The 26,754-nt window shown below is 36.2% G+C and carries 23 protein-coding genes; 14 read left to right on the top strand and 9 right to left on the bottom strand.

What is annotated here, in order from left to right:
• The coding region (locus KO524_RS13190) for a DUF2345 domain-containing protein (protein WP_219294697.1) at positions 1 to 214 on the top strand (214 nt) is incomplete at its 5' end.
• On the opposite strand, the gene KO524_RS13185 is transcribed toward KO524_RS13190, so the two are convergent.
• Positions 199 to 936, bottom strand: a complete 738-nt coding sequence (locus KO524_RS13185; RefSeq protein WP_219294696.1) for an SDR family NAD(P)-dependent oxidoreductase — start codon at positions 934 to 936, stop codon at positions 199 to 201. The two genes, KO524_RS13190 and KO524_RS13185, sit on opposite strands and share 16 nt — an antisense overlap.
• Before the next feature lie 212 nt (positions 937 to 1,148).
• Positions 1,149 to 1,535: a hypothetical protein gene (locus KO524_RS13180; protein ID WP_219294695.1), complete on the bottom strand. Its 387-nt coding sequence runs from the start codon at positions 1,533 to 1,535 to the stop codon at positions 1,149 to 1,151.
• A 363-nt stretch (positions 1,536 to 1,898) separates the two neighbouring features.
• On the opposite strand from KO524_RS13180, the gene clpB reads away from it, so the two are divergent.
• The 3 genes from clpB (at position 1,899) to KO524_RS13165 (ending at position 6,338) form a co-directional block, all read left to right on the top strand.
• Positions 1,899 to 4,496 (top strand): ATP-dependent chaperone ClpB, encoded by a 2,598-nt coding sequence (clpB, locus tag KO524_RS13175; RefSeq protein WP_219294694.1) that lies wholly within the window; start codon positions 1,899 to 1,901, stop codon positions 4,494 to 4,496.
• Between the two features lie 453 nt (positions 4,497 to 4,949).
• Positions 4,950 to 6,056, top strand: coding sequence for a hypothetical protein (locus KO524_RS13170; RefSeq protein WP_219294693.1), 1,107 nt, complete (start codon positions 4,950 to 4,952; stop codon positions 6,054 to 6,056).
• Between the two features lie 63 nt (positions 6,057 to 6,119).
• Positions 6,120 to 6,338 (top strand): putative signal transducing protein, encoded by a 219-nt coding sequence (locus tag KO524_RS13165; protein ID WP_219294692.1) that lies wholly within the window; start codon positions 6,120 to 6,122, stop codon positions 6,336 to 6,338.
• A 131-nt stretch (positions 6,339 to 6,469) separates the two neighbouring features.
• Here the strand turns inward: KO524_RS13165 and KO524_RS13160 are convergent, their stop codons facing one another.
• The 5 genes from KO524_RS13160 to corA form a co-directional block, all read right to left on the bottom strand.
• On the bottom strand, positions 6,470 to 7,411 hold the full coding sequence (locus tag KO524_RS13160; RefSeq protein WP_219294691.1) for a siderophore ABC transporter substrate-binding protein: 942 nt from the start codon (positions 7,409 to 7,411) through the stop codon (positions 6,470 to 6,472).
• A 6-nt stretch (positions 7,412 to 7,417) separates the two neighbouring features.
• The gene (locus tag KO524_RS13155; protein ID WP_219294690.1) at positions 7,418 to 8,176 is read right to left on the bottom strand and encodes an ABC transporter ATP-binding protein; all 759 of its coding nucleotides are present in this window, start codon (positions 8,174 to 8,176) and stop codon (positions 7,418 to 7,420) included.
• Complete coding sequence (locus tag KO524_RS13150; RefSeq protein ID WP_219294689.1) at positions 8,173 to 9,120, bottom strand: iron chelate uptake ABC transporter family permease subunit; 948 nt, start codon at positions 9,118 to 9,120, stop codon at positions 8,173 to 8,175. Before KO524_RS13150 ends, KO524_RS13155 begins: the two co-directional genes overlap by 4 nt.
• The gene (locus KO524_RS13145) at positions 9,113 to 10,066 is read right to left on the bottom strand and encodes an ABC transporter permease (protein ID WP_219294688.1); all 954 of its coding nucleotides are present in this window, start codon (positions 10,064 to 10,066) and stop codon (positions 9,113 to 9,115) included. Before KO524_RS13145 ends, KO524_RS13150 begins: the two co-directional genes overlap by 8 nt.
• Before the next feature lie 303 nt (positions 10,067 to 10,369).
• On the bottom strand, positions 10,370 to 11,449 hold the full coding sequence (gene corA, locus KO524_RS13140) for a magnesium/cobalt transporter CorA (protein WP_219294687.1): 1,080 nt from the start codon (positions 11,447 to 11,449) through the stop codon (positions 10,370 to 10,372).
• Between the two features lie 75 nt (positions 11,450 to 11,524).
• On the opposite strand from corA, the gene hutI reads away from it, so the two are divergent.
• The 9 genes from hutI to KO524_RS13095 all read left to right on the top strand — a co-directional run bounded on the left by hutI (position 11,525) and on the right by KO524_RS13095 (position 23,009).
• Positions 11,525 to 12,760 (top strand): imidazolonepropionase, encoded by a 1,236-nt coding sequence (gene hutI, locus KO524_RS13135; protein WP_219294686.1) that lies wholly within the window; start codon positions 11,525 to 11,527, stop codon positions 12,758 to 12,760.
• A gap of 160 nt (positions 12,761 to 12,920) precedes the next feature.
• Complete coding sequence (locus tag KO524_RS13130) at positions 12,921 to 13,958, top strand: formimidoylglutamase (RefSeq protein WP_219294685.1); 1,038 nt, start codon at positions 12,921 to 12,923, stop codon at positions 13,956 to 13,958.
• 3 nt (positions 13,959 to 13,961) lie between these two features.
• Positions 13,962 to 14,636, top strand: coding sequence for a response regulator transcription factor (locus tag KO524_RS13125; RefSeq protein WP_219294684.1), 675 nt, complete (start codon positions 13,962 to 13,964; stop codon positions 14,634 to 14,636).
• Between the two features lie 4 nt (positions 14,637 to 14,640).
• Positions 14,641 to 16,005: a sensor histidine kinase KdpD gene (locus KO524_RS13120; protein ID WP_219294683.1), complete on the top strand. Its 1,365-nt coding sequence runs from the start codon at positions 14,641 to 14,643 to the stop codon at positions 16,003 to 16,005.
• Positions 16,006 to 16,050: 45 nt separating this feature from the next.
• On the top strand, positions 16,051 to 16,773 hold the full coding sequence (locus KO524_RS13115; RefSeq protein WP_219294682.1) for a YARHG domain-containing protein: 723 nt from the start codon (positions 16,051 to 16,053) through the stop codon (positions 16,771 to 16,773).
• Between the two features lie 52 nt (positions 16,774 to 16,825).
• Entirely contained in the window at positions 16,826 to 17,335 is a 510-nt protein-coding gene (locus KO524_RS13110) for a MepB family protein (protein WP_219294680.1), read from the top strand.
• A gap of 168 nt (positions 17,336 to 17,503) precedes the next feature.
• On the top strand, positions 17,504 to 18,781 hold the full coding sequence (locus KO524_RS13105; RefSeq protein ID WP_219294678.1) for a TolC family protein: 1,278 nt from the start codon (positions 17,504 to 17,506) through the stop codon (positions 18,779 to 18,781).
• A gap of 17 nt (positions 18,782 to 18,798) precedes the next feature.
• On the top strand, positions 18,799 to 19,905 hold the full coding sequence (locus tag KO524_RS13100) for an efflux RND transporter periplasmic adaptor subunit (RefSeq protein WP_219294676.1): 1,107 nt from the start codon (positions 18,799 to 18,801) through the stop codon (positions 19,903 to 19,905).
• 17 nt (positions 19,906 to 19,922) lie between these two features.
• Positions 19,923 to 23,009 carry an efflux RND transporter permease subunit gene (locus KO524_RS13095; RefSeq protein ID WP_219294674.1) on the top strand — a complete coding sequence of 1,029 codons (3,087 nt, stop codon included), beginning with the start codon at positions 19,923 to 19,925 and terminating at the stop codon, positions 23,007 to 23,009.
• Between the two features lie 81 nt (positions 23,010 to 23,090).
• Here KO524_RS13095 and KO524_RS13090 read toward each other — a convergent pair whose 3' ends face one another.
• Both KO524_RS13090 and KO524_RS13085 read right to left on the bottom strand, forming a co-directional pair.
• Positions 23,091 to 25,274, bottom strand: a complete 2,184-nt coding sequence (locus KO524_RS13090; RefSeq protein WP_219294673.1) for a glutamine synthetase III — start codon at positions 25,272 to 25,274, stop codon at positions 23,091 to 23,093.
• Positions 25,275 to 25,461: 187 nt separating this feature from the next.
• Positions 25,462 to 25,995, bottom strand: a complete 534-nt coding sequence (locus KO524_RS13085) for a hypothetical protein (RefSeq protein ID WP_219294671.1) — start codon at positions 25,993 to 25,995, stop codon at positions 25,462 to 25,464.
• A gap of 181 nt (positions 25,996 to 26,176) precedes the next feature.
• On the opposite strand from KO524_RS13085, the gene KO524_RS13080 reads away from it, so the two are divergent.
• Entirely contained in the window at positions 26,177 to 26,725 is a 549-nt protein-coding gene (locus KO524_RS13080; RefSeq protein WP_255555264.1) for a Crp/Fnr family transcriptional regulator, read from the top strand.
• Positions 26,726 to 26,754 lie beyond the last annotated feature (29 nt).

The following is a 26,754-nucleotide window of genomic DNA, read 5'->3' as shown; positions in this document are numbered from 1 at the left end:
TATCAGCATATCAGCATATCAGCATATCAGCATATCAGCATATCAGCATATCAGCATATCAGCATATCAGCATATCAGCATATCAGCATATCAGCATATCAGCATATCAGCATATCAGCATATCAGCATATCAGCATATCAGCATATCAGCATATCAGCATATCAGCATATCAGCATATCAGCATATCAGCCTAAAAACTATACCGCTGTATAACCTCCATCAACTAAAATCTCGGTTCCCGAGATAAACGAAGCGTCATCAGAGGCCAAAAACAAGACCGCCTTAGCCACTTCCTCTGGCGTCCCTAGTCGTCCCATAGGATGTAAATTAACCAAATCCTGAGTATTAGCACCGTGTATCAGCGGGGTATCTATATATCCCGGTGCGACAGCATTTACTCTAATTCCTTTTTTCCCGTAAGTCGCTCCCAAGGTTTGCGTCAACAATTTAACCCCTCCTTTTGCAGAAGCATAGGCCGTTACTCCTACTTTACCTACAAAACTATGTATAGACCCCGCATTGACAATTGCGCCACCTGTTCCCTGTTTTAACATTTGCATTATAGCATATTTATCCGAAAGAAAAACACCATTTAAGTTGATATCGATCGTTCTCTTCCATTTATCGTATTCCAATTCATCGATATTTCCATCATTGGCGATTCCGGCATTGGCATATAGAATATCCAGTTTACCGAATTTCTCCACGGTTTTAGCAACCATATTTTTCACAGCTTCTTCACTGGTAACATCCGTTTTGACAAACAAGGTTTGATGACCTTCCCGATTCAACCGCTCCTCAAGCTCTTTTCCCGAATCCGAGAAATCAGCAATGACGACCTGCGCCCCTTCTTTTACAAATAACTCTACCGTTGCTTTCCCAATTCCACTTGCTCCTCCTGTAATAATAGCTGTTTTATTTTCTAATCTTTTCATAATGGTTATTGATTTAAATTTATACTATTTCCACACTAAGTGTCAATACATTAGACTCAAATACTATACCACTCCCCCATTTATAATTAGCTATTTTTATAAAACAAAAAGTAGTTTTTTTGCTAATAAATTTACTAAATCACTCTTTTTTAAACAAAAATCCAAGCACTAACCAAAAAACACAGTAAATATGAACTGTTATAAATAGAAGGTTAGGGTTTCACCAATTTAAGAGTCTCTCCATCCATATAAGCAATGCTTAAAACCAAGGTATCACCGATATGGTATTTCATATACGGAAAACTTCCGATCTCGACAACTTCACTATCTAAATAAGAATCATACTTTTCAGTATAAGGATAAGTACCATCTTTTAAATAGAACTTGCCCGTGGAATTTCCGGACACGGTCAATTCGGTCTCAAAATTGAAATAAATATTTTCTTCAAAAACCGTTGTAGGATTAGGAACAGGCACCATACCGCTTGCCGTTTTACTATATAATCTCCATTTCCCCAAAGGCTGTGCGTTACTACTATCATCACTTTTGCAGGATATCGAGACAACCAATAAAATCAATAAAACAATTGCATTTTTCATTGGGAATAATTTAGGGTTTATAATTATAATAAGACTTACGTATATAGGAATAATCTTTTTTTTTTAAAATAGTCTTTTTTTTTAAAACCAAATTTCATATCGTTAGAATTTAATCTCATAAATCAGTAAGAATCGACGCTAATAAAAAGAAGTTTTTACACTCATTATTAAAGAATTAGGTGTAAATTTATAGAGAAAAGCCATCGAAAGCTGAGTACTTATGCGTCAATGGTTTGTTAGTATCCTCTAATGACAAAAAGACATGTTTTTATTAAAAAAGAACCAAAAACAAGACACTTTGTCGTTTTTTCAATACTGGAATATAAATTGTTTGTGAATTAATAACCAAAAAAATGTTGAAAAATGAATCTAAATAATTTCACTATTAAATCGCAAGAGGCCTTACAGCAAGCACAAGTTATGGTGCAAGGTAACGGCCAACAATTGATAGAGAACGAGCATATTTTCAAGGCTATATTAGCCGTAGATGAAAATGTTACGCCGTTTATCTTAAAAAAACTAAACATTAACGTAGACTTGTTCAAACAAATTTTGGACAGTACTATAGCGAGTTTTCCAAAAGTTAGCGGAGGCACTATATCTCTTTCGAGAGAAGCCAATACCGCATTAACCGAAGCCAGCGCTATAGCACAGAAAATGAATGACGAATACGTTTCTATAGAGCATTTGATATTAGCGATTTTTAAATCCAAAAGCAAGGTTGCTCAGATCTTAAAAGATCAAGGAGTTACTGAAAAGGATTTGATAGCTGCTATCACAGAAATACGCGGAGGAGAGCGAGTGACATCTGCTTCTGCAGAAGAAACTTATAACTCTTTAAACAAATATGCGAAAAACTTAAATCAGCTCGCCAAGGACGGAAAATTAGATCCGGTTATTGGTCGTGATGAGGAAATTCGTAGAGTTTTGCAAATTTTATCGAGAAGAACCAAAAACAATCCGATGTTAATCGGTGAGCCTGGAGTTGGTAAAACAGCTATAGCTGAGGGCTTAGCTCGAAGAATAGTGCAAGGTGACGTACCAGAAAACCTACAAGACAAAATGGTTTTCTCGTTGGATATGGGATCTTTGATTGCGGGGGCAAAATACAAAGGAGAATTTGAAGAGCGTTTAAAATCAGTCGTTAAAGAGGTTACCTCATCCGACGGAAACATCATCTTATTTATCGATGAGATTCACACCTTGGTCGGTGCTGGAGGTGGTGATGGTGCTATGGATGCGGCAAACATATTAAAACCGGCTTTGGCTCGTGGCGAACTTCGAGCAATTGGAGCGACAACCTTAGATGAGTATCAAAAATACTTTGAAAAAGACAAGGCTCTAGAACGTCGTTTCCAAAAGATTATGATTGACGAACCGGATACGGAAAGTGCCATTTCAATTTTGCGTGGTATCAAAGAAAAATATGAAGCGCATCATAAAGTACGAATTAAAGATGAGGCTATTATCGGTGCTGTGGAGTTGTCACAACGTTATATCACCAATCGTTATTTGCCAGACAAAGCCATTGACTTGATGGATGAGGCTGCTGCCAAACTGCGAATGGAAATCAATTCTAAACCAGAAGAACTCGATGCCTTAGATCGTAAAATAATGCAATTGGAAATTGAGATTGAGGCGATAAAACGTGAGAATGACGAGAATAAGCTCAAGATATTGGGATTGGATTTAGCCAATTTAAAAGAGGAGCGTAATGACATCTATTCGAAATGGAAAGCCGAGAAGGATGTGGTAGATAACATCCAAGCAATCAAGCTCGACATTGAAAACTATAAATTGGAAGCTGAAAAAGCAGAACGTGAAGGCGATTATGGAAAGGTAGCTGAAATCCGATACGGAAAAATCAAAGATGCTCAAGAGGAATTGCAAAAACAGCAATTGCAATTGGATGAAAATCAAAAGGGACACACTTTGATAAAAGAAGAGGTTACCTATGATAATATAGCCGAAATAGTAGCGAAATGGACCGGAGTACCGGTGACCAAAATGCTTCAAAGTGAGCGTGATAAACTATTACATCTCGAAGCTGAATTACACCAACGTGTGGTAGGTCAGGAAGAAGCGATTGAAGCGATTAGCGATGCGGTAAGACGCAGTAGATCCGGTTTACAAGACCCAAAACGTCCTATTGGTTCATTCCTGTTCTTAGGAACTACGGGTGTGGGTAAAACCGAATTGGCCAAAGCCTTGGCGGAATATCTATTCGACGATGAAAATGCGATGACACGTATCGACATGAGTGAGTATTCTGAACGTCATAGCGTGAGTAGATTGGTCGGAGCACCTCCAGGATATGTGGGTTATGACGAAGGTGGACAATTAACCGAAGCCGTAAGACGTAAACCGTATTCGGTAGTATTACTCGACGAGATTGAAAAAGCGCATCCCGATACGTATAATATTTTACTACAGGTATTGGATGAAGGACGATTAACCGACAACAAAGGGCGTTTGGCCGACTTTAAAAACACAATTATCATTATGACCTCCAACATTGGAAGTCAGGTCATTCAAGAGAAATTCGAAAATGCTGGTAATGATATCGAAAGCGCTTCAGAGAGTGCAAAAACAGAAGTGTTAAACATCTTAAAGCAAACGGTACGTCCAGAGTTTATCAACCGTATAGACGAAATTGTAATGTTTACGCCATTGACTCGTGAAAACATACATGCGATAGTTAGTTTGCAATTAAAAGGTGTTATTAAGATGTTGTCTTTACAACATATTACACTAGAGACCACTCCGGAAGCTATTGATTATTTAGCGACCAAAGGATATGATCCGCATTTCGGAGCTAGACCGGTAAAAAGAGTAGTACAACGCGAGGTTTTAAACCAACTATCCAAAGAAATCTTAGGTGGTAACGTAAAAGCCGATTCCATCGTAGTACTCGATTGTTTTGACAATCAACTGGTTTTTAGAAACCTCGATTCCAAGTAATCTATAAACAGGCCGTCTCATAAAATGAGGCGGCCATTTTTTTTAATATCTTTCAAGTCAAATTAATGTATTGTCTTTTAAAATAGATTCTATAATATTAAGGTAGTCTCCTTATAAGATAGTTCCTTTTTTATATAGTAGACAATAATCCGAACAAGATAAATTTCCGCACCAATCCATTTATTAAATTCTACCTCAAAATTTAAAAAAAACGTTCTATACTTAAGGAATTGCCTGTTAAATAAACCAACCTACAATTTTAAAAACAATTCGCTTATTCAGATTGATGATTTAAAAAAAACCTTTCATAAACTAAAATCTAAAATCAACTAATTTCCTTGGCATTCTTTTACAAAAATATCTTAATTTTACCTCCAATCCAACAGATTAAGTATAATTACAAGCAAAAATTAAATAATTAAAAATTAGACCTTTAAATATTAGAAAATTATTATGAAAACATTTTTACGAAAAACTTTTTATTTTTTAGCAATTACCACACTATTGAGCGCCTGTAAATCTGATGATATCGATACTTATTTGGATGAGACTTATTTTATCGACGGTGAATACGCAGCACGTTTATCTGACAATAATCTAAATTTAATAAATAGCGCTATTACATCTAGTGAGGGTATCTACGGTTTCCTTAACACAGGTACGATGAGTAATCGATTGCAATCCTTAGTTCACATCACTACAGATGGTTCCGTAGAAACTCTTTTAACCGAGGCTCAATACAATCCTAATGGATCCAAATATTCTACTGTTAATTTGTTTTTACAAGAGACCAAACTTTTCATTATTTTAAATATTCAAACCAGTGTTGATAACTATGAATCACAAATTTTCACTTTAGATTTAGAAACCAAAGAGTACTTAGCCTTTAAAACTTTTACTTCTTATAAAGACATATTATCAACAGTATCCTATGATGCTAAATCCGATTTATTAATACTTGGGGATGAAACGGCAAACAAATTATTTTACTATCCGCTTTCCGCTACAGATAACACCCCCGTTCCCTTTACCTATTCTTATGCCAATATAGAAGAAAAAAAGGAAAAATTATCTTTTCCTATTCTCTCTAATGACGAATTTTATAGTGTAAGTGCTATGGGGAACATATACAAAATTGAAATTGAAAAAGTAGGAACGGAATACATTTGTAAGCCTGTTTTATTCTCGAAACAAAACGATGCAGTTCTATATCAATTGGGACTTCAAGTAACCTCTAATGGAGATTTTTACTGTTTTACAAATCTTGGTCTTTCAAAAATAAATACGGCTACAAAAAAGATAGAGCCCAAATTTTACGATGCCAATCTTAAACCTAAAAAATACACCGTTTCGTTTAAAAATAATGCTGATAAATATTATATCACAACATCCTATACAACTAAACACAAAAACACTACTCCTTTTGAGTATCCTGTTCCAATCAATTCTTTTTTAGTGATTGAAAATAGTCTTTATGTATTAGATCAAACCAAAATATTTAAAATAAATAATTTTGAAAAACAATTTAATGAGGCAGTAGCTACCACACCAAAAATTTAATCATTCTTTGTGTGGAATCGAATATTTTTTGTTTATTTTTAAACTTAAATAAAAGCCCAAACTATGAACCACGTAAGACTGTTTTCGGGAAGTGAAATTACCACTTTGGCCGTTAAAGATATTTTAGAAGAGAACAATATTGAATTTATTTTGCGCGACGATATACAGTCCGCAATTAGTGCCGGTTTTGGAAGTGCCGATAAAGCTGTACACGTCTTTGTCTATAGCCAGGATTTAGCCAAAGCACAACAGTTATTGCTCGACAACAACATTACGGAATAGACAAAAAACCTCTCGATATCGAGAGGTTTTTTGTTTTAAAGCAAATGCTTTTTAGCTAAAAAGAGGATGTAAATATACACCCTCTTTCATTCACAATTAACTAAAAATAATAACAAAGCAATCTAACAATATCAAAGAGCTCTTTCAATTTCATCAACCATCATACCAACTGACTCAAGGCCTCCACCGGACAAATACCACACATCCGGCGATAAAAAGATGATTTTATCATTTTTAAAAGCCTTTGTTTTTTCGATTAATGGATTGGAGAATGCCGCTGTATTTAGATCATTTTTCTTTAAGGCTGCACCTCTGTCAATTACAAATAAATAGTCGGGATTGACCTTTTGTATAAATTCATTAGACACCGATTGGCCGTGTGTCGCTACCTCTATATTTTGATCAGCGGGTTTGACTCCAAAAACATCATGAATGATTCCAAATCGCGATCCCTTGCCATAAGCACTATAACGTCCTTCATTAACCAATACGATTAATCCCGTTTTATGACTATTCTCACTGATTTGCTTAATTTTGGCGATTTTGGATTTAATGATCATCAGCTCTTTTTCAACTTCGATTTCTTTATCAAATAACTCTCCTAATTGGCGCGCATTTTTCTCAAAAGAACCCAGATAATCATCTTTGTCAATGTCCATATATATCGTTGGTGCGATTTTGGATAATTCGTCGTATAACTTGCTCTGTCTAGCCGAGATGACAATCAAATCAGGTCCGAGTTCATTGATTTTCTCAAAGTTGGGATCCATCAAATTACCAATATCAACAATGGAATCGTCATTACCGTATTTGCTTAAATAACCCGGTAAGTTCCCCTTGGGTAGCCCTGCTATTGGGATTGATAATTTATCAAAAGAATCGATCACTCCATAACTTAGCAATACCACCTTTTTCGGGTTTTTCACTACCTCCGTAGTTCCCAAATGATGCTGAACAACCAGTTTTTCTACAGAATTAGACTGTTCGGTTTCTGCGGATTCCTTTACTTTATCTTTACAACTTGTCGTTGCTACAAAGGCTAGTAATAAGCCGGTTAAAATAATTTTTCTCATAATTAACTATTTAAAATATATACAAAATTTGTGGTTGCAATTGTCAATAATCGTCATGTCTATTCCAAAAACTTCTTTCATGATTTCCGGTTTTATGATATCGTCTGTTTTTCCAAAATGGCTGATTTTATGATTTTTAACCGTCGCTATATAATCGGCATAAGAGGAGGCGAAATTAATATCGTGTACGACTATGATGATGGTTTTATGGTATTGATCGGCTAAAACCCTCAGGATTTTCATAATCTCCACAGAGTGTTTCATATCCAAATTATTTAGGGGTTCGTCCAACAGTATATAATCGGTGTCTTGAACCAATACCATGGCCAGAAAAGCACGTTGGCGCTGTCCACCACTGAGCTCGTCTAAATAATAGTCCTCAATAGCTGTTAATCCCATAAACTCTAGAGATTCCGCTATCTTATCTCGATCAACTTGGGTCATACGTCCTTGAGAGTGCGGAAATCTACCAAAGGAGACTAATTCACGTATGGTCAAGCGTATATTGGGCTGATTAGACTGTTTTAAGATGGCTAGGCGCTTGGCAAAATCGCGATGAGTCATTTTCATCACATCTTCGTTAAGCAAATGAATTTCACCAGTATTTTTAGTGATTAACCGACTGATAATAGACAATAAAGTGCTTTTACCCGTTCCATTTCCACCGACCAGACAACTGATCTTTCCCTGAGGGAAAGTGATGGATATATCATCTAAAATTATTTTATCGCCATAGGATTTTGAAATATTTTGAACTGCTATCATAACTTACTGGTTTTTAACAGGAGGTAGATAAAATAGATACCCCCTACAAAATTGATTATAATACTGATTGTCGTCGACATATTGAACAGGTGTTCCACTAGATATTGCCCGCCAATAACCGTTATTGAAGTCAGTAAGCAACAGGCGAAAATAAGGGTTCTGTGATTGTTTGACCGAACCAACTGATAGGTTAAATTGGCTACTAAAATCCCCAAAAAAGTAATGGGTCCGACCAAGGCCGTAGATACGGAAACCATGACCGCTATAATCAATAAGTTTTGGCGCACTACCTGATTGTAATTAACACCTAAGCTTATGGCATGATCGCGCCCTAGTGACAAAACGTCTAACTGCTTAAAAAAATAACTTCCATAAACCATGGCTGCCATTAAGATGACTGCTGAAAAACCCAACAAACTCAGGTTGATTTTATCAAAACTGGCAAACATAGCTCCTTGTAACACTTGGAATTCGTTGGGATTTAAGATTACCGTAATAAAGGAAGAGATACTGCGAAATAAGGTTCCCAATAACAAACCGATCAATAACAGCAAATAGATACTTTTGGATTCTTTTTTAAATACTAAGTAGTATAGCCCCAGGGCAAACAACAACATCAATACTACTGACAAGGCAAAATTCCATTCACTCGACAAAACTTTAAAGGTCTGGTCTCCATAGGCAAATACAATGACCGCCTGTATCAATAGGAAAAAAGAATCAAAACCCATAATGGAAGGTGTCAGGATTCTATTGGAGGCAATCGTTTGAAAAACGATAGAGGAATATGCTATGCAACAGGATATCAAAAGCATCGCAGCTACTTTAAAGCCACGCCGAGGCAATACATAATCGAGTTTGGTTCCGGTGTATGTAAACATAAAAACAGCTATTATCAGCAGTAGGATGATTGCCATAGTCACTATCGTTTTATCTTTAAACATATTTTGCCTTTTTTAATAACATAGCCAAAAAAACACTTCCACCTATAATACTTACTGTCAATCCAATAGGTATTTCATAAGGATAGATGACCAACCTGCTAATAATGTCGCAAACCAGCAGAAAGATAGCCCCCATTAAAGCGGTATAAGGCAAGGTTTTTTTTAAATTATCGCCAAACATCATGCTGACCACATTGGGAATAATCAGCCCTAGAAACGGAATCACTCCCGCTGTTAAAACTACCACACTAGAAGTAATCGCTACAAAAACCAACCCTAAATAGGTTATTTTCTTATGGTCCAATCCCAAACTTTTTGCCGTGTCCTCCCCCAGCCCTATTATCGTAAACTTATTAGCATAGAAATAACACAAAATCACCACGGGTATTCCGATATAAAGTATTTCATAGTTACCCTTGATAATCGACGAGAAATCGCCAATCATCCAACCTTCCATATTTTGAATTACCCCGTATTTAAAGGCAAAAAAAGTTGAAATAGCATTTAGTATATTACCGAAAACAATTCCTATTAAAGGAATAAAAATCAAACTCTTATACTTAACACTATCAGCAATTTTCAGAAATAACAAACTCGCTAAAAAAGCAATAGTAAATGACAGCAACATCTTGGTCATCATACCTCCCGTTGGAAATAGGATTAAACTAAATAGGATTCCCATCTTAGTAGCATCCAAAGTACCTGCCGTGGTTGGTGAAACAAATTTGTTCCTGGTGATTTGCTGCATAATCAAGCCGCAAATACTCATACCTACTCCCGCAATCAATATGGAAATTAAACGAGGTATTCTACTTACATATAAGACTAAAATACTTTCTTCACTTAAGTCAAAAAGATCCGTAAACGAAATTTCCTTAACTCCCACAAATAAAGAAAGAAATGACAATAGCAAAAGTGTGAGTAGCAAAAGTGCTCGAATTAGCATTAGTTTTTATTTAGACTTATTATTAATAAAAACAAAACTAAGTAATATTTATAACACCAAAAAACGATGCAGCCAAGTAATTTCTGAAAAAGCAATTTATCGATTTCATAAATGTCATTTTTAAACACTTAAAAACGAACACTTAAGCAGGCTAATTAAAACAAAAAAAGAATTTGATAATTAATCTCACTAATTTTTACCAAAACAGTAAAAATGACCTAATAATTTTTTAGCAAAAAAAAACACCCAATGATTGGGTGTTTTTTTAGAGACTTTAAACGATACTGTTTGCGATTTATTAAATTAAAACCATTTTTTAAATTTAAAATAACCAACCATAAGTAAAACCAAAAACAGCATAAACAGCATGGTGGTAAAATAGCCGTTTTCGTAATGTAATTCGGGCATATTGTCAAAATTCATTCCATAGACTCCCACTATAAAGGTCAAGGGTATAAAAATAACCGAAACTATGGTTAAAACCTTCATGATTTCGTTCATACGATGGCTTTGGGCCGAGAAAAAATAATTCGTAGCGCTTTCCATCTTAGACAGATAATATTCAATCTGGTCTAATAATTCCAGGGATTTATAATGCAATCTCGTAAAATAAATCACATCGGAGGGCAAGATAAACTTGGGGTCCAAATCGGAAGCAGCGCTTTTTAAATTAAACAGTACATCTCGGAGCGGAATAATGGCTCGTTTGATATAATTTAAGCTTTCAATATTCTTCTCTATATTTTCTAGTACGTTTCTTTTATAACTCGCTTTCGAAGATATCAAAACTTGTTCGATGAGTTCTTCAAAATTATCCATGGTGATAAAAAAGTTTTCCATGATGGCCTCCAGTAGTAAAAACAACAAAAACTCATTGCTTTTTTTTCGAACACTCCCTGTTTTGGTACGGATTCTTTCACGAACTAGCGAAAAGATGTTCCCTTTTTTCTCTTGAAAAGACAGCAATAGATTATCTTTAAGTATAAAGCTGATTTGTTCGATTTCGACACTTTCAATATCTTCCTGTTCCAGTATAGACTTTACACTAAAAAAGATGGTATCGTCTAATTCCTCCATTCGTGTTCTTCGAGAGAAATTAAGTACCTCCGCAATCAAATAGCCTTCGATTTCAAATACTTTTCCAATGGCCTTTAACAGTTCGATATCGTGCAATCCATGCAGATTAAACCATTTTGTGGCATTGGGATCCGAATTCTGAACAATCTCATGTATTTCACTTAAAGTCAAATCATTGTATTCCTCGTAATGGTTTTCGTCATATACAAATAACTGCATCGCTATAAGCACATCGGGATAGCCTCCAGAATATTCTAGATAATTAGGTTGAAGTTTCCTATTTTTCTTATATTTAACTCTCCTCACAAATATTAAATTTGTGATAAAGATAGGAGTTTTTAAAATTCCATTCTATTTTTACGGAAATTAACTATTTTGAAGATGAAAATTTTACTGATTCACATTAAAGAACTCTTACAAATCCGCGATAAATCCGTTATTATGGTTGCTGGTGAAGAAATGAAAATACTTCCCAAACTTGAAAATGCCTTTTTATTGATTGAAGATGAGATTATTTCGGACTTTGGACTGATGGAAAATTGTCCGGAATTGGCTGTTGATCGCGTAATTGATTTAAGCGGGCAAAGTGTATTGCCAAGTTGGGTTGACAGTCATACCCATATAGTGTATGCGGGCAACCGTCAACAAGAATTTGTCGATCGCATTAACGGCTTGAGTTACGAAGAAATCTTTAATCGTGGTGGAGGTATTTTAAATTCGGCCAAGAAACTACAAGAAACCACTGAAGAGGATTTATATGAACAATCCAAAGTACGCTTAGAAGAAGTTATTCGCCAAGGTACAGGAGCTGTAGAAATCAAATCTGGCTATGGATTGAATTTGGAATCCGAATTAAAAATGTTGCGCGTAATAAAAAAGTTAGGGGAAAATTATCCAATTAAAATCAAAGCTACTTTCTTAGGTGCCCATGCTTTTCCTACCATCTATAAAGACAATCACGAAGGGTATATACAATTGATAATAGACGAAATGATTCCCGCCATTGCTAAAGAGAAACTAGCCGATTATATTGATGCCTTTTTAGAGACGGGTTATTTTTCAGTAGAAGAAACCGAACGTATTATGCAAGCGGGACAAAAATACGGATTGGCAGCTAAAATACATGTCAATCAATTTACAGCTATAGGTGGTATTGCTGCTTGTGTAAAAAACAAGGCGTTAACAGTGGATCACCTAGAAATAGTAACTGATGAGGATATAGCGGTTTTAAAAAACAGTACAACCATGCCGGTTGCTTTACCTACTTGCTCCTATTTTATTTCCATACCCTATACACCTGCTCGTAAAATGATAGACGCAGGACTTCCCTTAGCCTTAGCTTCTGATTTTAATCCAGGTACTACACCTAGTGGAAATATGAATTTTGTAGTAGCTACAGCTTGTATAAAGATGAAGATGACACCAGAAGAAGCTATTAATGCCGCTACGATAAACGGAGCTTATGCCATGGGAGTATCTGATGAATATGGGAGTATTACTAGAGGAAAAAAAGCCAGTTTAATCATCACTAAACCCTTGAATTCCTTTTATGAGATTCCCTATGCTTTTGCCAGTCAACACATCGATAGAGTCATTTTAGAAGGCAAACTTATATAAAATAAAAAACCTCAAACTACTAAGTAGTTTGAGGCAAAATAATAAATTATTTTAAACTAATTCCACAAACATAAAATCGAGTTTTTCACCGAACGAATAAACTCTAAACATGTTAACGTATTTAAAATTAAAATAGTATAAAAAATTAACAATTTTATTTATGCATCAATTAAAATTATTTTCTACTGCGGATATCACAAAATACACACGTTTTAGACAGGGTGAAATTAAATTTGGAGAACGTATACAAGTACTTTCTAATATGGAGCATTGTTTTAGTGAACTTCAAGAAAACGATTCTAAATACGTCATTTTAGGAATTCCCGAAGACATTGGTGTACGCGCAAACTTTGGAAGAGCAGGAACGGCCACAGCCTGGGAAAATTTCCTAAGCAGCTTTCTCAACATACAGCACAACCGCTTTTGTAAAGGCAATCAAATTACCATACTCGGTCATCTCGATTTTACGGAGTCTATGGAAGAAGCCGAGCGTTTGGATGTCAACCAAAAAGAGGATCGTAAACGACTTTTTAAACTGGTGGAAGCCATAGATAAAGAAGTCTCTCATATCGTAAGTAAAATTGTAAAAGCCGATAAGATTCCAATTATTATTGGCGGAGGACACAACAATGCCTATGGAAACATTAAGGGTTTGGCCTTGGGAAAAGCAAAAGGTGTTAATGTTATAAATTTCGATGCGCATACCGATTTTAGACCTTTGGAAGGCCGTCATAGTGGTAATGGTTTTTCCTATGCCTTTGAGGAGGGCTTTCTAAAACAGTATTTTATATTTGGGTTACATGAAAATTACACCCCTAAAAGTGTTTTTGACAGTATCAAAGCCGTAGCCGACAAAGTCAAGTACAACACTTACGAACAAATTCGAATCCGAAAAGAAAAATCTTTTGATACCGAATTATTGGCCGCACAAAAACATATAGACAACGGATTTTACGGTATTGAAATCGATTTGGACTCCATACCGCTCATCGCCAGTAGTGCCATAACTCCTACGGGATTTTCGGCAGAGCGTCTGCGCCAATTTATACACTTTTTTGGAAAATCTAAAAATGCCGGTTACCTTCATATATGCGAAGGCGCACCCAATTTAGACCATGATAAAAACACCCATCTTGTCGGAAAACTCATCGCCTTTTTGGTGACCGATTTTATAAAAATTAATTCAGAAAAAATTTAAATCATGCATATCTTATTGATTGAAGATGATCAGAGAATCAGCGATTTTGTTATAAAAGGATTGGAAGAAAACGACTTTCAAGTCAGTTTAGCTACCTCCGGAGAGCAAGCCAGAGATTTGATTAGCGACAATCATTGGGACATTATACTGATGGATATAATGTTGCCGGGTGTAGACGGTATTCAACTGACACAAATGATTCGATATAAGAAAATCTATACCCCCATTTTGGTACTAAGTGCCTTAAGTGATCCTGCTGACAAGATTGCAGCCTTGGATAGCGGAGCCGATGATTATTTATCCAAACCCTTCCATTTTAACGAGTTGATTTCGAGAATTAATGCCTTAACCCGAAGAACCAAATTTAATTATCAAGAAAAAGAATTACTTTATCGCTGTGGCTCTTTAGCTTTAAATCCAGATAATCATCAGGTTAGTCTAAACGACAACAACATCGATTTGTCTCCACGCGAATACAAACTGCTGCTTTTTTTACTAGAAAATAAAAATAAGGCCGTTTCCAGAACTCAAATTTTAAATGCGGTTTGGGGAATTAATTACGACAACAACACCAATGTTGTTGATGTATATATCTCCTACTTACGCAATAAAATTGACGAAACCGACACCAAATTCATCCATACGATTAAGGGAACGGGTTATATGATAAAAGACTAAGAACATGAAGCTGCGCAACCGTCTTACCCTACTATCAACAGTTACTTTTGGAGTCGTGTTTTTTATCACTTCAGTCATTATTTATATTGCCTTTTACAACAGTTCTGAAAGGGTCTTTTTTAACGAATTAAAAAAGACAAGTTTGTTAGCCGCCTTTTACTATCTTGAAAAAGACGAATTAACACAATTCGAGCACTCGACCATACGCAGTGAATTTAGGGCAACTATCGAAAGCTCTATGGTTGCGGTATACAATAAAAATAACCAAGTGGAATATGGAAAACTGTTTACCGATTCCAATATTACAACCGACTATTTAAATCGGGTTCGAAAACAACAAAAAATCCAATTTCAAACCGACGACTATTTTTATTACGGTATCTATTACCCCGATAACCAAGGTAATTTTGTGGTTTTTGTCAAAGCTTCTAATGCGGATTTTTTAGCACAAACCCATCGTTTACTATTGATAATGACCTTCGTATTGTTAGCCGGTTTAGCTCTGATCTTTATTTTGAGTAGGTACCTGTCTCATTGGGCCTATCGACCTATTGCCAATGTGGTTCAGCAAATCAATCAAATTGATGATTCCAATTTGGGACAAGCTATTGCACCACCAAATACCAACGACGAAGTCGATGAGCTGATTAAAACCTATAATAAATTATTTGCACGACTATCGGAAACCTTTTTAATTCAAAAGAACTTTATCAATTATGTGTCCCATGAATTTAAAACTCCGTTAACCGCTATTGCCGGAAATTTAGAGGTTTTTGCTCAAAAAGACCGTACGGTCGACGAATATAAAAAAGTAGCACAAGATGCCTTAGGCAATATTTATAAAATTGAAGATCTATTGTCAAACCTCTTGTTGATGTCGGGATTAAAAAATCAAAAAAACACTTTTGAATTGTTTAGACTGGACGAAGTGATTTGGAATATTTATGAAGCCTTAACTGAAAAATCCGCAGCACTTAACATTCCTATAAAAATTGATTTGCAGGTACTCGATTCTAAATTACTAGAGATTAACGGCAACGAAACATTATTGCAATTGGCCTTGTTTAACCTGATCGAAAATGCTTTAAAATATTCTACCGACCAGGCAGTAGAAATAACCCTTTCTGCAAAAGACCGTTGCCTATGCCTTGAAATTAAAGATTATGGAAAAGGGATTTCAACAGCTGATTTTCCCTTAATTGGTCAAACCTTTTATCGCGGTAAAAACGTCGGACGCATTCCCGGAAGCGGTATAGGTATTTCTTTATCTAAAATAATATTAGAACAACATCAAATCGAGTTTACCATGGAGTCGACACTTAATGAAGGAACTGTCGTCCAATTAATTTTTCCAATAACACCGCTTTAATTCGCTGCTATTTTACATGAATCCCCTTATTGCTGTACGACTCTTATGAAATTTATTTTTATACTTGCTTTATTCTTACTGTCTTTAGCAACTAGCGCACAACAGCTGTCAGATTGCGTTTCTTGCTCTCGAGAAAAGATATCGAATGCTCAAATTAAAACTAAAAGCGCCGATGAATTACGCCTATTGGTCAATGAAATTTATGCTCGCCACGGTTATCGTTTTAAAGAAAGTCGCTATCAAGATTATTTTGAATCGTTTAATTGGTATTCATCGATATCCGATAACCAAAACATTCAATTGAATGCTTTAGAAAAACAAAATATTGCTGTTTTACAACAACAAATTACATTTTTAACCTCTCAAAGATTCCTTCTAACCTCGTTGTTAAAGAGCTTTCAAACCGCCTATTTATCTATAAATTCCTACGATTTACAAACGCAGTTTCAGTTTAAATACACCGCAACTCATGAACAAAAAAATCTATTTGCTGTTTTAGAAAAACTCGATCTTAACGACATCAATTGGTATAAAAACAAGGGGTTATATGAAGTAACAGTCGACAACGGTTATGTGAAAATCAATTATGGCGTACGAATTAACGGTCAAAAAATCCATTTTATATACAACTATAGGGAACATTCTCAGATTATGGAGGACTTCGATATTTTCACAAGTTACCGATCTGAAGGCGAACATTATATAGAATGGGAGTTTGAATATTATAACAACGAACTCAAATTTATTCGAATGAACGTTGCTGGATAATTTGTAATTAGCCTAATTTTGTTTGTAAATCCTTTATTTAAAACCAACCATCATGTCCACACTTCCACAGGCTTTTATCACTGCTAAAGGTCTTATTTACGACTTATTGGATCTAAGCTGCTCCGACCCTTTACTCGAGAAAGAAAGTTCCGACTATGCTGCCTGCACCTTTAGTCTCAATAATCACAACATCCTATTTCGTTCTGCAAAAATAACCCCAACCAAAACGGGGCAATTTGTAACCTTATGGAAACGAAATAACCAAGGGCCTATAGCTCCTTTTGACGATGCAGATATTTTTGATTTTGTAGTGGTTTGCGCCCAAAACAAAGACTATTTTGGGCAATTTATATTCCCCAAATCCATTTTATTGCAAAAGGGAATTTTGACAGACATCAATCGCGAAGGCAAACGCGCATTTAGGGTATATCCAAATTGGGATAAACCGACAAGTAAACAGGCTCAAAAAACACAAGATTGGCAATTGAATCATTTTTATGCATTTTCAAAGACAGCCTCCAATGAGAAAATGCTTTTAGAAATTCAAGACCTTTTGGATTAAAAAAAAACATTCCACTGGTACTAACCTATTGAAATTAGCGAAGAAATCTTCTTGACTCCGAGCGAACTCTAATCAAACTCTAATCTACTCTTAATCGTATTTTAATCGGACTCAAATTCAGCTGTAATACACAGAAATTACCTTTGTATATTATAAAAACCACTGAATTTGAAACGATATTTGATTACTCTAACCGCTCTATTGTTTGGCGCTTTATTTGTGCAAGCCCAAAACACACAGCCCCTATCTATTTCAAAAAAAGAAGCCGAAACCCTTTTTTTAAAACAGAACTTACAATTACTCGCCACGCATCTAGATATTTCTCAGGCAGAGGCTCAAGTAATTCAGGCTAAACTTTGGCCCAATCCGACGCTCAGTATTAGCGAGATTAATTTGTGGTCCAATTCTTCCTCTGAAGAAATGCCTGCTTTATATCGCAATTGGGGAAAAACATCTCAAATCGGTATAGAAATCGAGCAATTGATTCAAACTTCTGGTAAACGTCGAAAAAATATCGCATTGCAAAAGATGGAAGTCGAAGGGAAAAAACTTCAATTTCAGGAAGTGCTACAAAACTTAAAATTAGAGTTGCGCAATACGCTGACCGACGTGCAACAATATCAAGAGCAGCAAAAAATCTACGAAGCACAAATAGAATCTACAACAAATTTGCTAAAGTCCTATCAAAATCAATTGGTTGAAGGCAACATCAGCAAATCGGAATTCATCCGTCTTAAAGCATCAGAAATGTCTTTTAGAAAACAGTTGCTCGAAATACAGCAGTCTTGTTCCGAATCTCAAAAAGATCTAAAAATCATGCTGAATTTACCTGCGGAAACCACCCTATATATTACCGATGAACTGCATGCTCCTAAAGTATCCATCAATTTTGACGATATCGATACTTGGACAGCAGAAGCACTTCACAACAGGGCTGATATCCTTGTTGCTAAGAATACGGAAGCTCAGGCAATACAAAAACACCTTCTAGAACGAGCCATGCGCGTACCTGATGTGACTTTGTCAGCTAATTACGATCGAGGTGGAAATATTATGCGTGATTTTGTCGGATTGGGAATTTCATTTGAGCTCCCCCTATTTAACCTCAACAAAGGAAATATAAAAGAAGCCCAAATCGAAATCGACAAAACCCGATTGGAATTGGAACAAAAAAGCAATAGCCTTTCCAATGAAGTGGTACAAGCCCTAAGAAATTACCAACAGTCAAAGGCTATGTACGAACAAGTCGAAAGTGATTACGAAGAAAGTTTGGATACCTTACTCGAAAGCTACCTCAAAAATTTTAAACTTCGAAATACCAGTATGATTGAATATCTCGACTTTGTAGAGGCCTATCTCGACAATAAAAACATCTTATTAGAAACCAAAAAAGACCTTAATCACCATTTCGAATCGCTTCAATACGCCCTTGGAAAAGAGCTTTAATCTTAAAAAACAATAATATGTATAACAAGTATTTTATATACCTCCCAGTGGCTTTTTTATTATTTAATAGCTGTCAACAATCCCAAAATACAGCGGTTGTTCCTACTGAGAAGAAAGCCTATTGTATTACCACAGAATTAAAAAAAACCTTGAATTTTGAAAAAGTAATCTCCAGACCCATTCAAGAAACCCTTTCTTTAACCGGAAATATTCAGTACGATATCGATCAGACGACTCCCTTTGTGAGTTTGTTAGACGGTGTGGTTACAGCAACGTATTTTTCTTTGGGAGATTATGTAAAAAAAGGTCAGATTTTAGCTGAAATTAAAAGTGCCTCTCTCAACGAAATGCAAGACGAAAGCCGTTCTTTAAATTCCCAATTAAAGGTGGCACAACGTCAATTGGCCTCTGTCCATTCCATGTATAACGACGGTATCGCTTCTCAGAAAGATTTATTAGAAGCCGAATCGGAAGTTGATTTATTGCAATCTAAAATGCAAAGCAATCGCAGCAATATGAGTTTATATAGTGCCAGTAGCGATAAATCGGTATTTACTGTAAAAGCGCCATCTAATGGTTATATCGTAAGTAAAAACATCAGTCCGGGTATGCCGGTAGCCGGTGCAGACGATGAATTGTTTACAATTTCCAATCTCTCCGAGGTTTGGGTTATGGCGAATGTCTATGCTACCAATATGCGTCATGTAGCTACCAATATGCCGGTAACCGTAAAAACACTCGCTTATCCGGACGAAACCTTTGCGGGCAAAATCACGTCGATTTCACAGGTTTTTGATCAAGAGGAACGTGTGCTAAAAGCAAAAATTGTAATGAAAAATACGGATATGAAACTCAAACCGGGTATGTCTGCCGATATTATTCTAGGACTTGATACCAGCAATAAAAAAGCCCTTGCTATTCCCAATCAGGCTTTGGTTTTTGAAAACAATCAGAATTACGTAGTGATTTATAAAGACGACTGTACATTAGAAGTACGCTTGGTTAAGTCGATCGCTAAAAATGATTTCTACACCTATATAGACGAAGGCGTTCAAGAGGGAGAGATTGTCATCACCAATAACCAGCTGTTACTATTAGAAGAAATCAACAACCGTTCGCTTTAAAAAAGAAAATTTAAGACATGCAAAAATTTGTTCAAAATATAGTTTCACTCTCGTTAAAAAACTCCTTTTTGGTGCTTTTTGCAACGATACTGTTGCTTTTGGGAGGAATCTATAGTTATATACATACCCCTATTGAAGCCTTTCCAGATGTAACCAATACCCGAGCCCGTATCATTACACAATGGCCTGGTCGAAGTGCCGAAGAAATCGAAAAATTCATTACGTTGCCGATTTCCAAAGAGATGAATACCATACCGAAAAAAGCAGAAGTCCGATCGATATCGCTTTTCGGACTTTCTGTAGTCACGGTTTTGTTTAACGATGATGTGGAGGATTTTTATGCCCAGCAATACGCATCTACTCGAATGGGAAATGTCGATTTACCCGAAGGTGCCTTTTTTGAAATTGAACCTCCTTCTGGAGCCACAGGTGAAATTTTCCGTTATATCATCAAAAGTCAATTACCGATAAAAGAAGTCACTTCAATACAAGATTGGGTTGTTGAACGCGAATTGCTTTCTGTACCTGGTGTTGCCGATGTAGTGAGTTTTGGCGGTGAAGAAAAAATATATGAAATAAAAATACATCCTACCGAATTAGTCAACTACAATTTGTCCCCTTTAGACGTTTATGAAGCGGTTTCTAAAAGCAATATCAATGTGGGGGGCGATGTAATTCAAAAAGGAGATCAGGCCTACGTCGTTCGCGGTGTTGGTTTGTTGGACAACATAGATGATATTGGAAATATACTGATTGAAGTAAAAGGCTCTACTCCTGTTTTGGTTAAACACGTTGCCGAAGTAGTGGTTTCCGCAAAACCGCGTTTGGGTCAAGTAGGCTATAATGATGAAAAAGATGTTGTAGAAGGTATAGTGATCATGTTACGCGGAGAAAATCCCAGTGAGGTTATCGAACGTTTAAAAGATAAAATCACAGATCTTAACGAACGGATATTACCTAAAGATGTTCAAATCGTTCCCATTATAGACCGTACCGATTTGGTCAATACAACGGTACATACCGTTACTAAAAACTTAATCGAGGGTGTGGTATTGGTTTCGCTGATCGTATTTATCTTTTTATACAATTGGAGAACAACTTTCATAGTTGCCTCCGTAATTCCATTGGCCTTTTTATTTGCTATCATCATGCTGAAGATACAGGGATTGCCCGCCAATTTAATTTCGATGGGAGCCTTGGATTTTGGACTTCTACTAGAGGGAACTCTGGTCATTGTTGAGCAGGTATTTGTAGGACTCGAGAAAAAATCTCATCAAGTCGGTATGAAACGCTTTAACCGAATGTCGAAAATGGGTATTATTAAGAAAAGTGCCGGCAGTGTTGCCAGTTATATTTTCTTTGCTTTATTGATTTTAATCGTAGCATTATTACCTATTTTCTCTTTCCAGAAAGTAGAAGGAAAAATGTTTTCACCCTTAGCATTTACATTGGGATATGCTCTATTAGGTTCATTGATTTTGAGTTTGACCTATGTACCAGCCATGTGTAAGATATTGTTGACGAAAAATATCGTTGAAAAAGAAAATGTCATTTCACGTTTTTTTAAGACCAACATCTTCCGCCTTTTTGAATGGAGTTTCCGTCATAAAAAGGCAACCTTAATCACTTTCGGTGTCCTATTAGTGGTTTGCGGAATTCGCTTTCATTATTACGGCTCGGAGTTTTTACCTAAGTTGAATGAAGGTGCTATTTATGTTAGAGCCACGCTGCCCAATAGCATTCACTTGGAAGAGTCCGTAAAACTAACACAAGAGATGAAAGGTGAATTGCGAAAATTTGACGAAGTAAAATTTGTGATGTCGCAGACCGGTCGTCCAAATGACGGGACTGATCCGACAGGGTTTTTCAATATAGAATTTCATATTCAATTAAAACCTGAAGGTGATTGGAAGCGCAAACTGTCTAAGGAAGATTTATTAACCGAGATGAGAACTAGCTTAGAAAAGTATCCCGGAATCAATTTCGGATTTAGCCAACCGATTCAAGATAATGTTGAAGAATATGTTGCCGGAGTAAAAAGCGCTTTAGTAATTAAAATTTTCGGAGATGATTTGTTTGACTTAGAGAAGATGGCAAATGAAGTGGCAAAATCCATTGAAGATGTTCCAGGAATTACGGATATCAACGTATATAAAAACATCGGATTACCCGAATTGCGCATTCAACTACACGATGCAAAAATGGCTCGATATGCCGTAACTACTGCCGATGCTCAAGCCGTTATTTCAATGACTATTGGAGGTCAAGCCGCTACAACTTTTTATGAAAACGAACGCATGTTTGACGTAGTACTGCGCTTTAAAAAGGAATCTCGAGATTCTGCTGAAAAGATTGGTGAAATCTTAATTCCGACGCTCGACGGCAAACAGGTGCCGCTAAAAGAAATTGCAACTATAGATTACCATACCGGTCCGGCTTTTATATATAGAGAAGGTAATAGTCGTTATATAGGGGTTGGTTTTAGTATCGAAGGACGTGACTTAGGTAGTACTATAGCCGAAGCGCGAGCCAAAGTGGATCGTGAAGTAAAATTACCTACAGCCAATAAAATGGAATGGGCTGGAGAATTTGAAAGTAAGGAACGCGCTGCCAAGCAGTTGATGATGGTGGTACCGGTATCGCTGATCTTGATTATGATGCTGTTGTATTTTAATTTTGGAAATGTAAAAGACACCTTGATTTCTGCAGCTACATTACCCTTTGCTTTTATCGGTGGTTTTTTATCACTTTGGGCAACGGGAACCATTTTTGGTATATCAGCAGGAATCGGATTTATTATACTCTTTGGAGTTGCTACTATTGACGGTATCGTCTTAATTGGTGTGATGCGCGAAAATCTAAGGCTAAAAATGCCGTTAAATCAAGCCATAGCCGAAGGCGTAAAGAGTCGTATTCGACCGGTAATCATGATTGCATTGATGGGATCTATGGGGCTTTTACCCGCAGCACTCTCTCACGGAATGGGTTCTGAAATTCAAAAACCTTTAGCTATTATGATCGTTGGAGGATTGCTTGTATGTATGATCCTATCCTTTACCGTTTTACCTCAAATATTCTATCTGGCTTACCGCAACAAAAAATAATTATTAATTCACTTTACTCTTTTAAAAAAAGCGGACTTTCCAAGGAAAGTCCGCTTTTGATTTTTATAACTATTACAAATATTAATTGGTAAACAACAATTCTCTGTATTTGGTTAAAGTCCACATTTCATTATCAACCAACAATTCTAATTTATCACTGTGGTAACGAATAATATCGAAATGAGGTTTTACTCTTTCACAGTAAGCAATAGCTTGTAATTCGATATCACTGATTAAATTCGCCGATTTACGCTCGTCGATCATTTCCGTAACATGGGTACTAATTTGTGAAATATGGTTAGAAATTTCTTTTACCATCGCAATTTGCTCTGCCGCATGAATTTCATAACCCGCTCCAAAAATCTCTTTAATTCCCTTTACGTTTTCTATTACTCTATTTTGGTAAGCAATCGCTGTTGGAATAACATGATTTCTTGCCATATCGCCTAAAACCCTTCCCTCGATTTGAATCTTCTTGATGTATTCTTCCATTTCGATTTCGTAACGTGCCTCAACTTCAATACGATTCATCACATTCATCTCTTCAAATAAATCAATAGATCTTTTTGAAACCTTAGCTCTTAAGGCAGCTGGCGTATTTTTATGGTTACTCAATCCGCGTTTTTCTGCTTCAATTTCCCATTCCTTACTGTATCCATCACCTTCAAACAAGATTTTCTCTGTTTGTTTGATGTATTCGCGTAGTACGTTAAAAATCGCTTCGTCTTTTTTCATGCCATCGCGCTCGATCATGCTATCTACTTCAACTTTAAAATCCTTTAATTGTTTGGCAACAATAGTGTTTAAAGTAGTCATCGGATTGGCACAGTTTGCCGTAGACCCAACTGCTCTAAATTCCCATTTATTTCCTGTAAAAGCAAAAGGAGAGGTTCTGTTTCTATCGGTATTATCCAACAATACATCTGGAATTTTTCCTACTACATTAAGTTTTAAATCTGTTTTTTCTTCTGGCGACAATTTGCCGTAAGACACACCTTTAAGCTCTTGTAACACATTAAACAATTGTTGTCCAATAAACACAGAAATAATGGCAGGAGGTGCTTCATTTGCTCCTAAACGGTGGTCGTTACCCGCAGAGGCGATAGAAGATCGCAACAACTCTTCGTTGTCGTGAACCGCTTTAATTGTATTGATGAAAAACGTAAGAAATTGCATATTGCTCTTTGGCGTTTTGCTCGGGCTCAACAAATTGACACCCGTATCTGTTGCCAAAGACCAGTTGTTGTGTTTTCCAGAACCGTTAACCCCTTTAAAAGGTTTTTCATGGAAAAGTACTTTGAAATGGTGGCGTTCTGCCACTTTTCTCATCACATCCATCAATAGGGAATTGTGATCTACTGCTAAATTGGTTTCCTCAAATATCGGAGCCAATTCAAATTGATTCGGCGCCACCTCGTTGTGACGTGTCTTAACTGGAATCCCCAAAAGGATACAGTTGTTCTCCAAATCGTGCATATAATTTAACACTCTGGTTGGAATTGATCCAAAATAGTGATCATCCAATTGTTGTCCCTTAGCTGCGGTATGTCCTAATAAAGTACGTCCAGTAGCTAGGATATCGGGTCTAGAATTTGCCAAAGCCGTATCGACTAAGAAATACTCCTGTTCCCATCCCAGTGTAGCTGTAACTTTCTTTACGTTTTTATCAAAATAGTGTACTACTTCTGTAGCTGCTGCATCAATAGCATTCAACGCCTTGATCAGCGGGGTTTTGTTGTCTAATGCCTCCCCGGTATACGATACAAATACGGTTGGGATACACAAAGTAGAGCCAAAGATAAAGGCTGGTGAAGTCGGATCCCAAGCTGTATATCCTCTAGCTTCAAAGGTATTTCTAATTCCTCCATTTGGAAAACTCGATGCATCCGGCTCTTGTTGTACCAACTGACTTCCGTTGAATTTCTCTACCGGATCTCCATCGAATTGAGTCTCAAAAAAAGCATCGTGCTTTTCAGCAGTTGTCCCCGTTAAAGGTTGAAACCAGTGCGTATAATGAGTTACCCCTTTAGAAAGCGCCCATTCCTTCATACCCAAAGCAATGTACTCTGCCAACTTTCTATCGATTTTAATTCCATTCTGTGCGTTTTTAACAGCCTGATAAGCTTGTGGCGTTAAAAACTGTCGCATGGACTTGTCGTTAAAAACATTATCTCCAAAGATCAAAGATTTTCTACCCAGTTCCTCTACTTTCACCACTTCTCTAGAAGCGGCTTTTTCAATTGCTCGAAAACGTAATGTTGACATATTGTAAGTATTTTACGGGACACCCCCTATTTTGACAGCAAAAATAATTTATTTTACACAAATAATAACAACCACCCCCTATTTTTTTAATGCAAATCATAAAAAAAATACTTTTAGAGATGTCCGCCAATAAATAAAACAAAAAAACCTCAGTTAAAACTGAGGTTTTTGATATTTCACTTATTTATTATTTTTTAGCTTCTAATTGTTTTATAGGAGCATTTTCAAGATTATATTTTTTGATTATGGTATTATAATCCGTGTTTTCAACATCTGCTGACGTATCAAATGATCTATTGTTCGGAAAATATCCAGGAACTACTACAATTCTAAAGGTTTGTTTTTTCGTCCAAGCTCCTCCATCTAATCGGTCAACATTTCCAATGGTAGTATCCATGAAAATTTTAAAATCAAATCTCGTAAAATCAAAATTATAAATAATATCTCCTAAATCATTAAAGAAATAAGTAGTTGGCATTATTCTCCAAACATCTTCGCCTTTAAATACAGTATGCAAACGATATACTAATAAATGATCCGAATCTAAAATTGCAGGATTAAAATTAAATGTAGATTCCAAATTATTTCCATAAGTAAAATCGGTAGTAACCTCAAAAACTTCGGCCTCAACCGAAACCCCCGGAGGCCCATCTGGTCCTTCACAACTCTGTAATCCAACCAAGCCAACAGCGGCGAATAATAGTAAAAAAATCTTTTTCATAGTATATAGTTATTTAGTTTTATTTTTAATCATTATTATTGTGAATACAAGAACTGAGCCAAAAAAAATAATTACCTTATTTTTCTTAATTGCCTTATTCTACCACTAATTGTTTTAACTTTAATATCTCTTTATCACTTCTAGTTTTATGCACACTGCCTCCAGCTCTCTTATACAGTCTATGAATAAAATCGTTAAGATCAGTCCAAGTGATTACGAGCCCATCCTTTCCTATTTTAAAAAAACAAAATTACGCAAAAAAGATTATCTTTTAGAAGCTTCCCAAACGAGTACTTCCCTTTATTTTGTCTCTACAGGTTGTTTACGTATGTACTTTATTCGTGAAAATGGTGATGAGAAGACAACGTATTTCGCTTTAGAGCACTGGTGGATTGCTGATTTCCTAAGTTATACACTAAGTCAGCCCTCCTCCTTTTATATTCAAGCTGTTGAAAAATCGGAGGTTTATGAGTTGACGAACGAAAATCAAGAACGCTTATTAGCAGCCTTCCCCAATCTCGAACGCTATTTTAGACTCAACCTACAACACGCTTATGGTGCGGCTCAATACCGCATTAAATATCAATTTGCCTTTAATAAAGAAGAAACCTTTTTGCATTTTAAATCGCTTTATCCACAATTTGTACAGCGTGTTCCGCAATATATGTTAGCTTCTTTCTTAGGACTTACTCCCGAATATTTGAGCGAATTGCGCAAGAAAAAGAATTGAGTATGTTTGGAGGTGTACTCAGACATTCT

Source organism: Flavobacterium sp. NKUCC04_CG (assembly GCF_019345525.1).
Classification (GTDB): domain Bacteria; phylum Bacteroidota; class Bacteroidia; order Flavobacteriales; family Flavobacteriaceae; genus Flavobacterium.
Note: the sequence above shows the minus strand (reverse complement) of the source record. Positions and strands in the feature narration are given on the sequence as shown.

Excerpts from the sequence above, each read along its gene's own strand:
- KO524_RS13185 (WP_219294696.1), bottom strand. The coding sequence starts at position 936 with ATGAAAAGATTAGAAAATAAAACAGCTATTATTACAGGAGGAGCAAGT.
- KO524_RS13180 (WP_219294695.1), bottom strand. The coding sequence starts at position 1,535 with ATGAAAAATGCAATTGTTTTATTGATTTTATTGGTTGTCTCGATATCC.
- clpB (WP_219294694.1), top strand. The coding sequence starts at position 1,899 with ATGAATCTAAATAATTTCACTATTAAATCGCAAGAGGCCTTACAGCAA.
- KO524_RS13170 (WP_219294693.1), top strand. The coding sequence starts at position 4,950 with ATGAAAACATTTTTACGAAAAACTTTTTATTTTTTAGCAATTACCACA.
- KO524_RS13165 (WP_219294692.1), top strand. The coding sequence starts at position 6,120 with ATGAACCACGTAAGACTGTTTTCGGGAAGTGAAATTACCACTTTGGCC.
- KO524_RS13160 (WP_219294691.1), bottom strand. The coding sequence starts at position 7,411 with ATGAGAAAAATTATTTTAACCGGCTTATTACTAGCCTTTGTAGCAACG.
- KO524_RS13155 (WP_219294690.1), bottom strand. The coding sequence starts at position 8,176 with ATGATAGCAGTTCAAAATATTTCAAAATCCTATGGCGATAAAATAATT.
- KO524_RS13150 (WP_219294689.1), bottom strand. The coding sequence starts at position 9,120 with ATGTTTAAAGATAAAACGATAGTGACTATGGCAATCATCCTACTGCTG.
- KO524_RS13145 (WP_219294688.1), bottom strand. The coding sequence starts at position 10,066 with ATGCTAATTCGAGCACTTTTGCTACTCACACTTTTGCTATTGTCATTT.
- hutI (WP_219294686.1), top strand. The coding sequence starts at position 11,525 with ATGAAAATTTTACTGATTCACATTAAAGAACTCTTACAAATCCGCGAT.
- KO524_RS13130 (WP_219294685.1), top strand. The coding sequence starts at position 12,921 with ATGCATCAATTAAAATTATTTTCTACTGCGGATATCACAAAATACACA.
- KO524_RS13125 (WP_219294684.1), top strand. The coding sequence starts at position 13,962 with ATGCATATCTTATTGATTGAAGATGATCAGAGAATCAGCGATTTTGTT.
- KO524_RS13120 (WP_219294683.1), top strand. The coding sequence starts at position 14,641 with ATGAAGCTGCGCAACCGTCTTACCCTACTATCAACAGTTACTTTTGGA.
- KO524_RS13115 (WP_219294682.1), top strand. The coding sequence starts at position 16,051 with ATGAAATTTATTTTTATACTTGCTTTATTCTTACTGTCTTTAGCAACT.
- KO524_RS13110 (WP_219294680.1), top strand. The coding sequence starts at position 16,826 with ATGTCCACACTTCCACAGGCTTTTATCACTGCTAAAGGTCTTATTTAC.
- KO524_RS13100 (WP_219294676.1), top strand. The coding sequence starts at position 18,799 with ATGTATAACAAGTATTTTATATACCTCCCAGTGGCTTTTTTATTATTT.
- KO524_RS13095 (WP_219294674.1), top strand. The coding sequence starts at position 19,923 with ATGCAAAAATTTGTTCAAAATATAGTTTCACTCTCGTTAAAAAACTCC.
- KO524_RS13090 (WP_219294673.1), bottom strand. The coding sequence starts at position 25,274 with ATGTCAACATTACGTTTTCGAGCAATTGAAAAAGCCGCTTCTAGAGAA.
- KO524_RS13085 (WP_219294671.1), bottom strand. The coding sequence starts at position 25,995 with ATGAAAAAGATTTTTTTACTATTATTCGCCGCTGTTGGCTTGGTTGGA.
- KO524_RS13080 (WP_255555264.1), top strand. The coding sequence starts at position 26,177 with ATGAATAAAATCGTTAAGATCAGTCCAAGTGATTACGAGCCCATCCTT.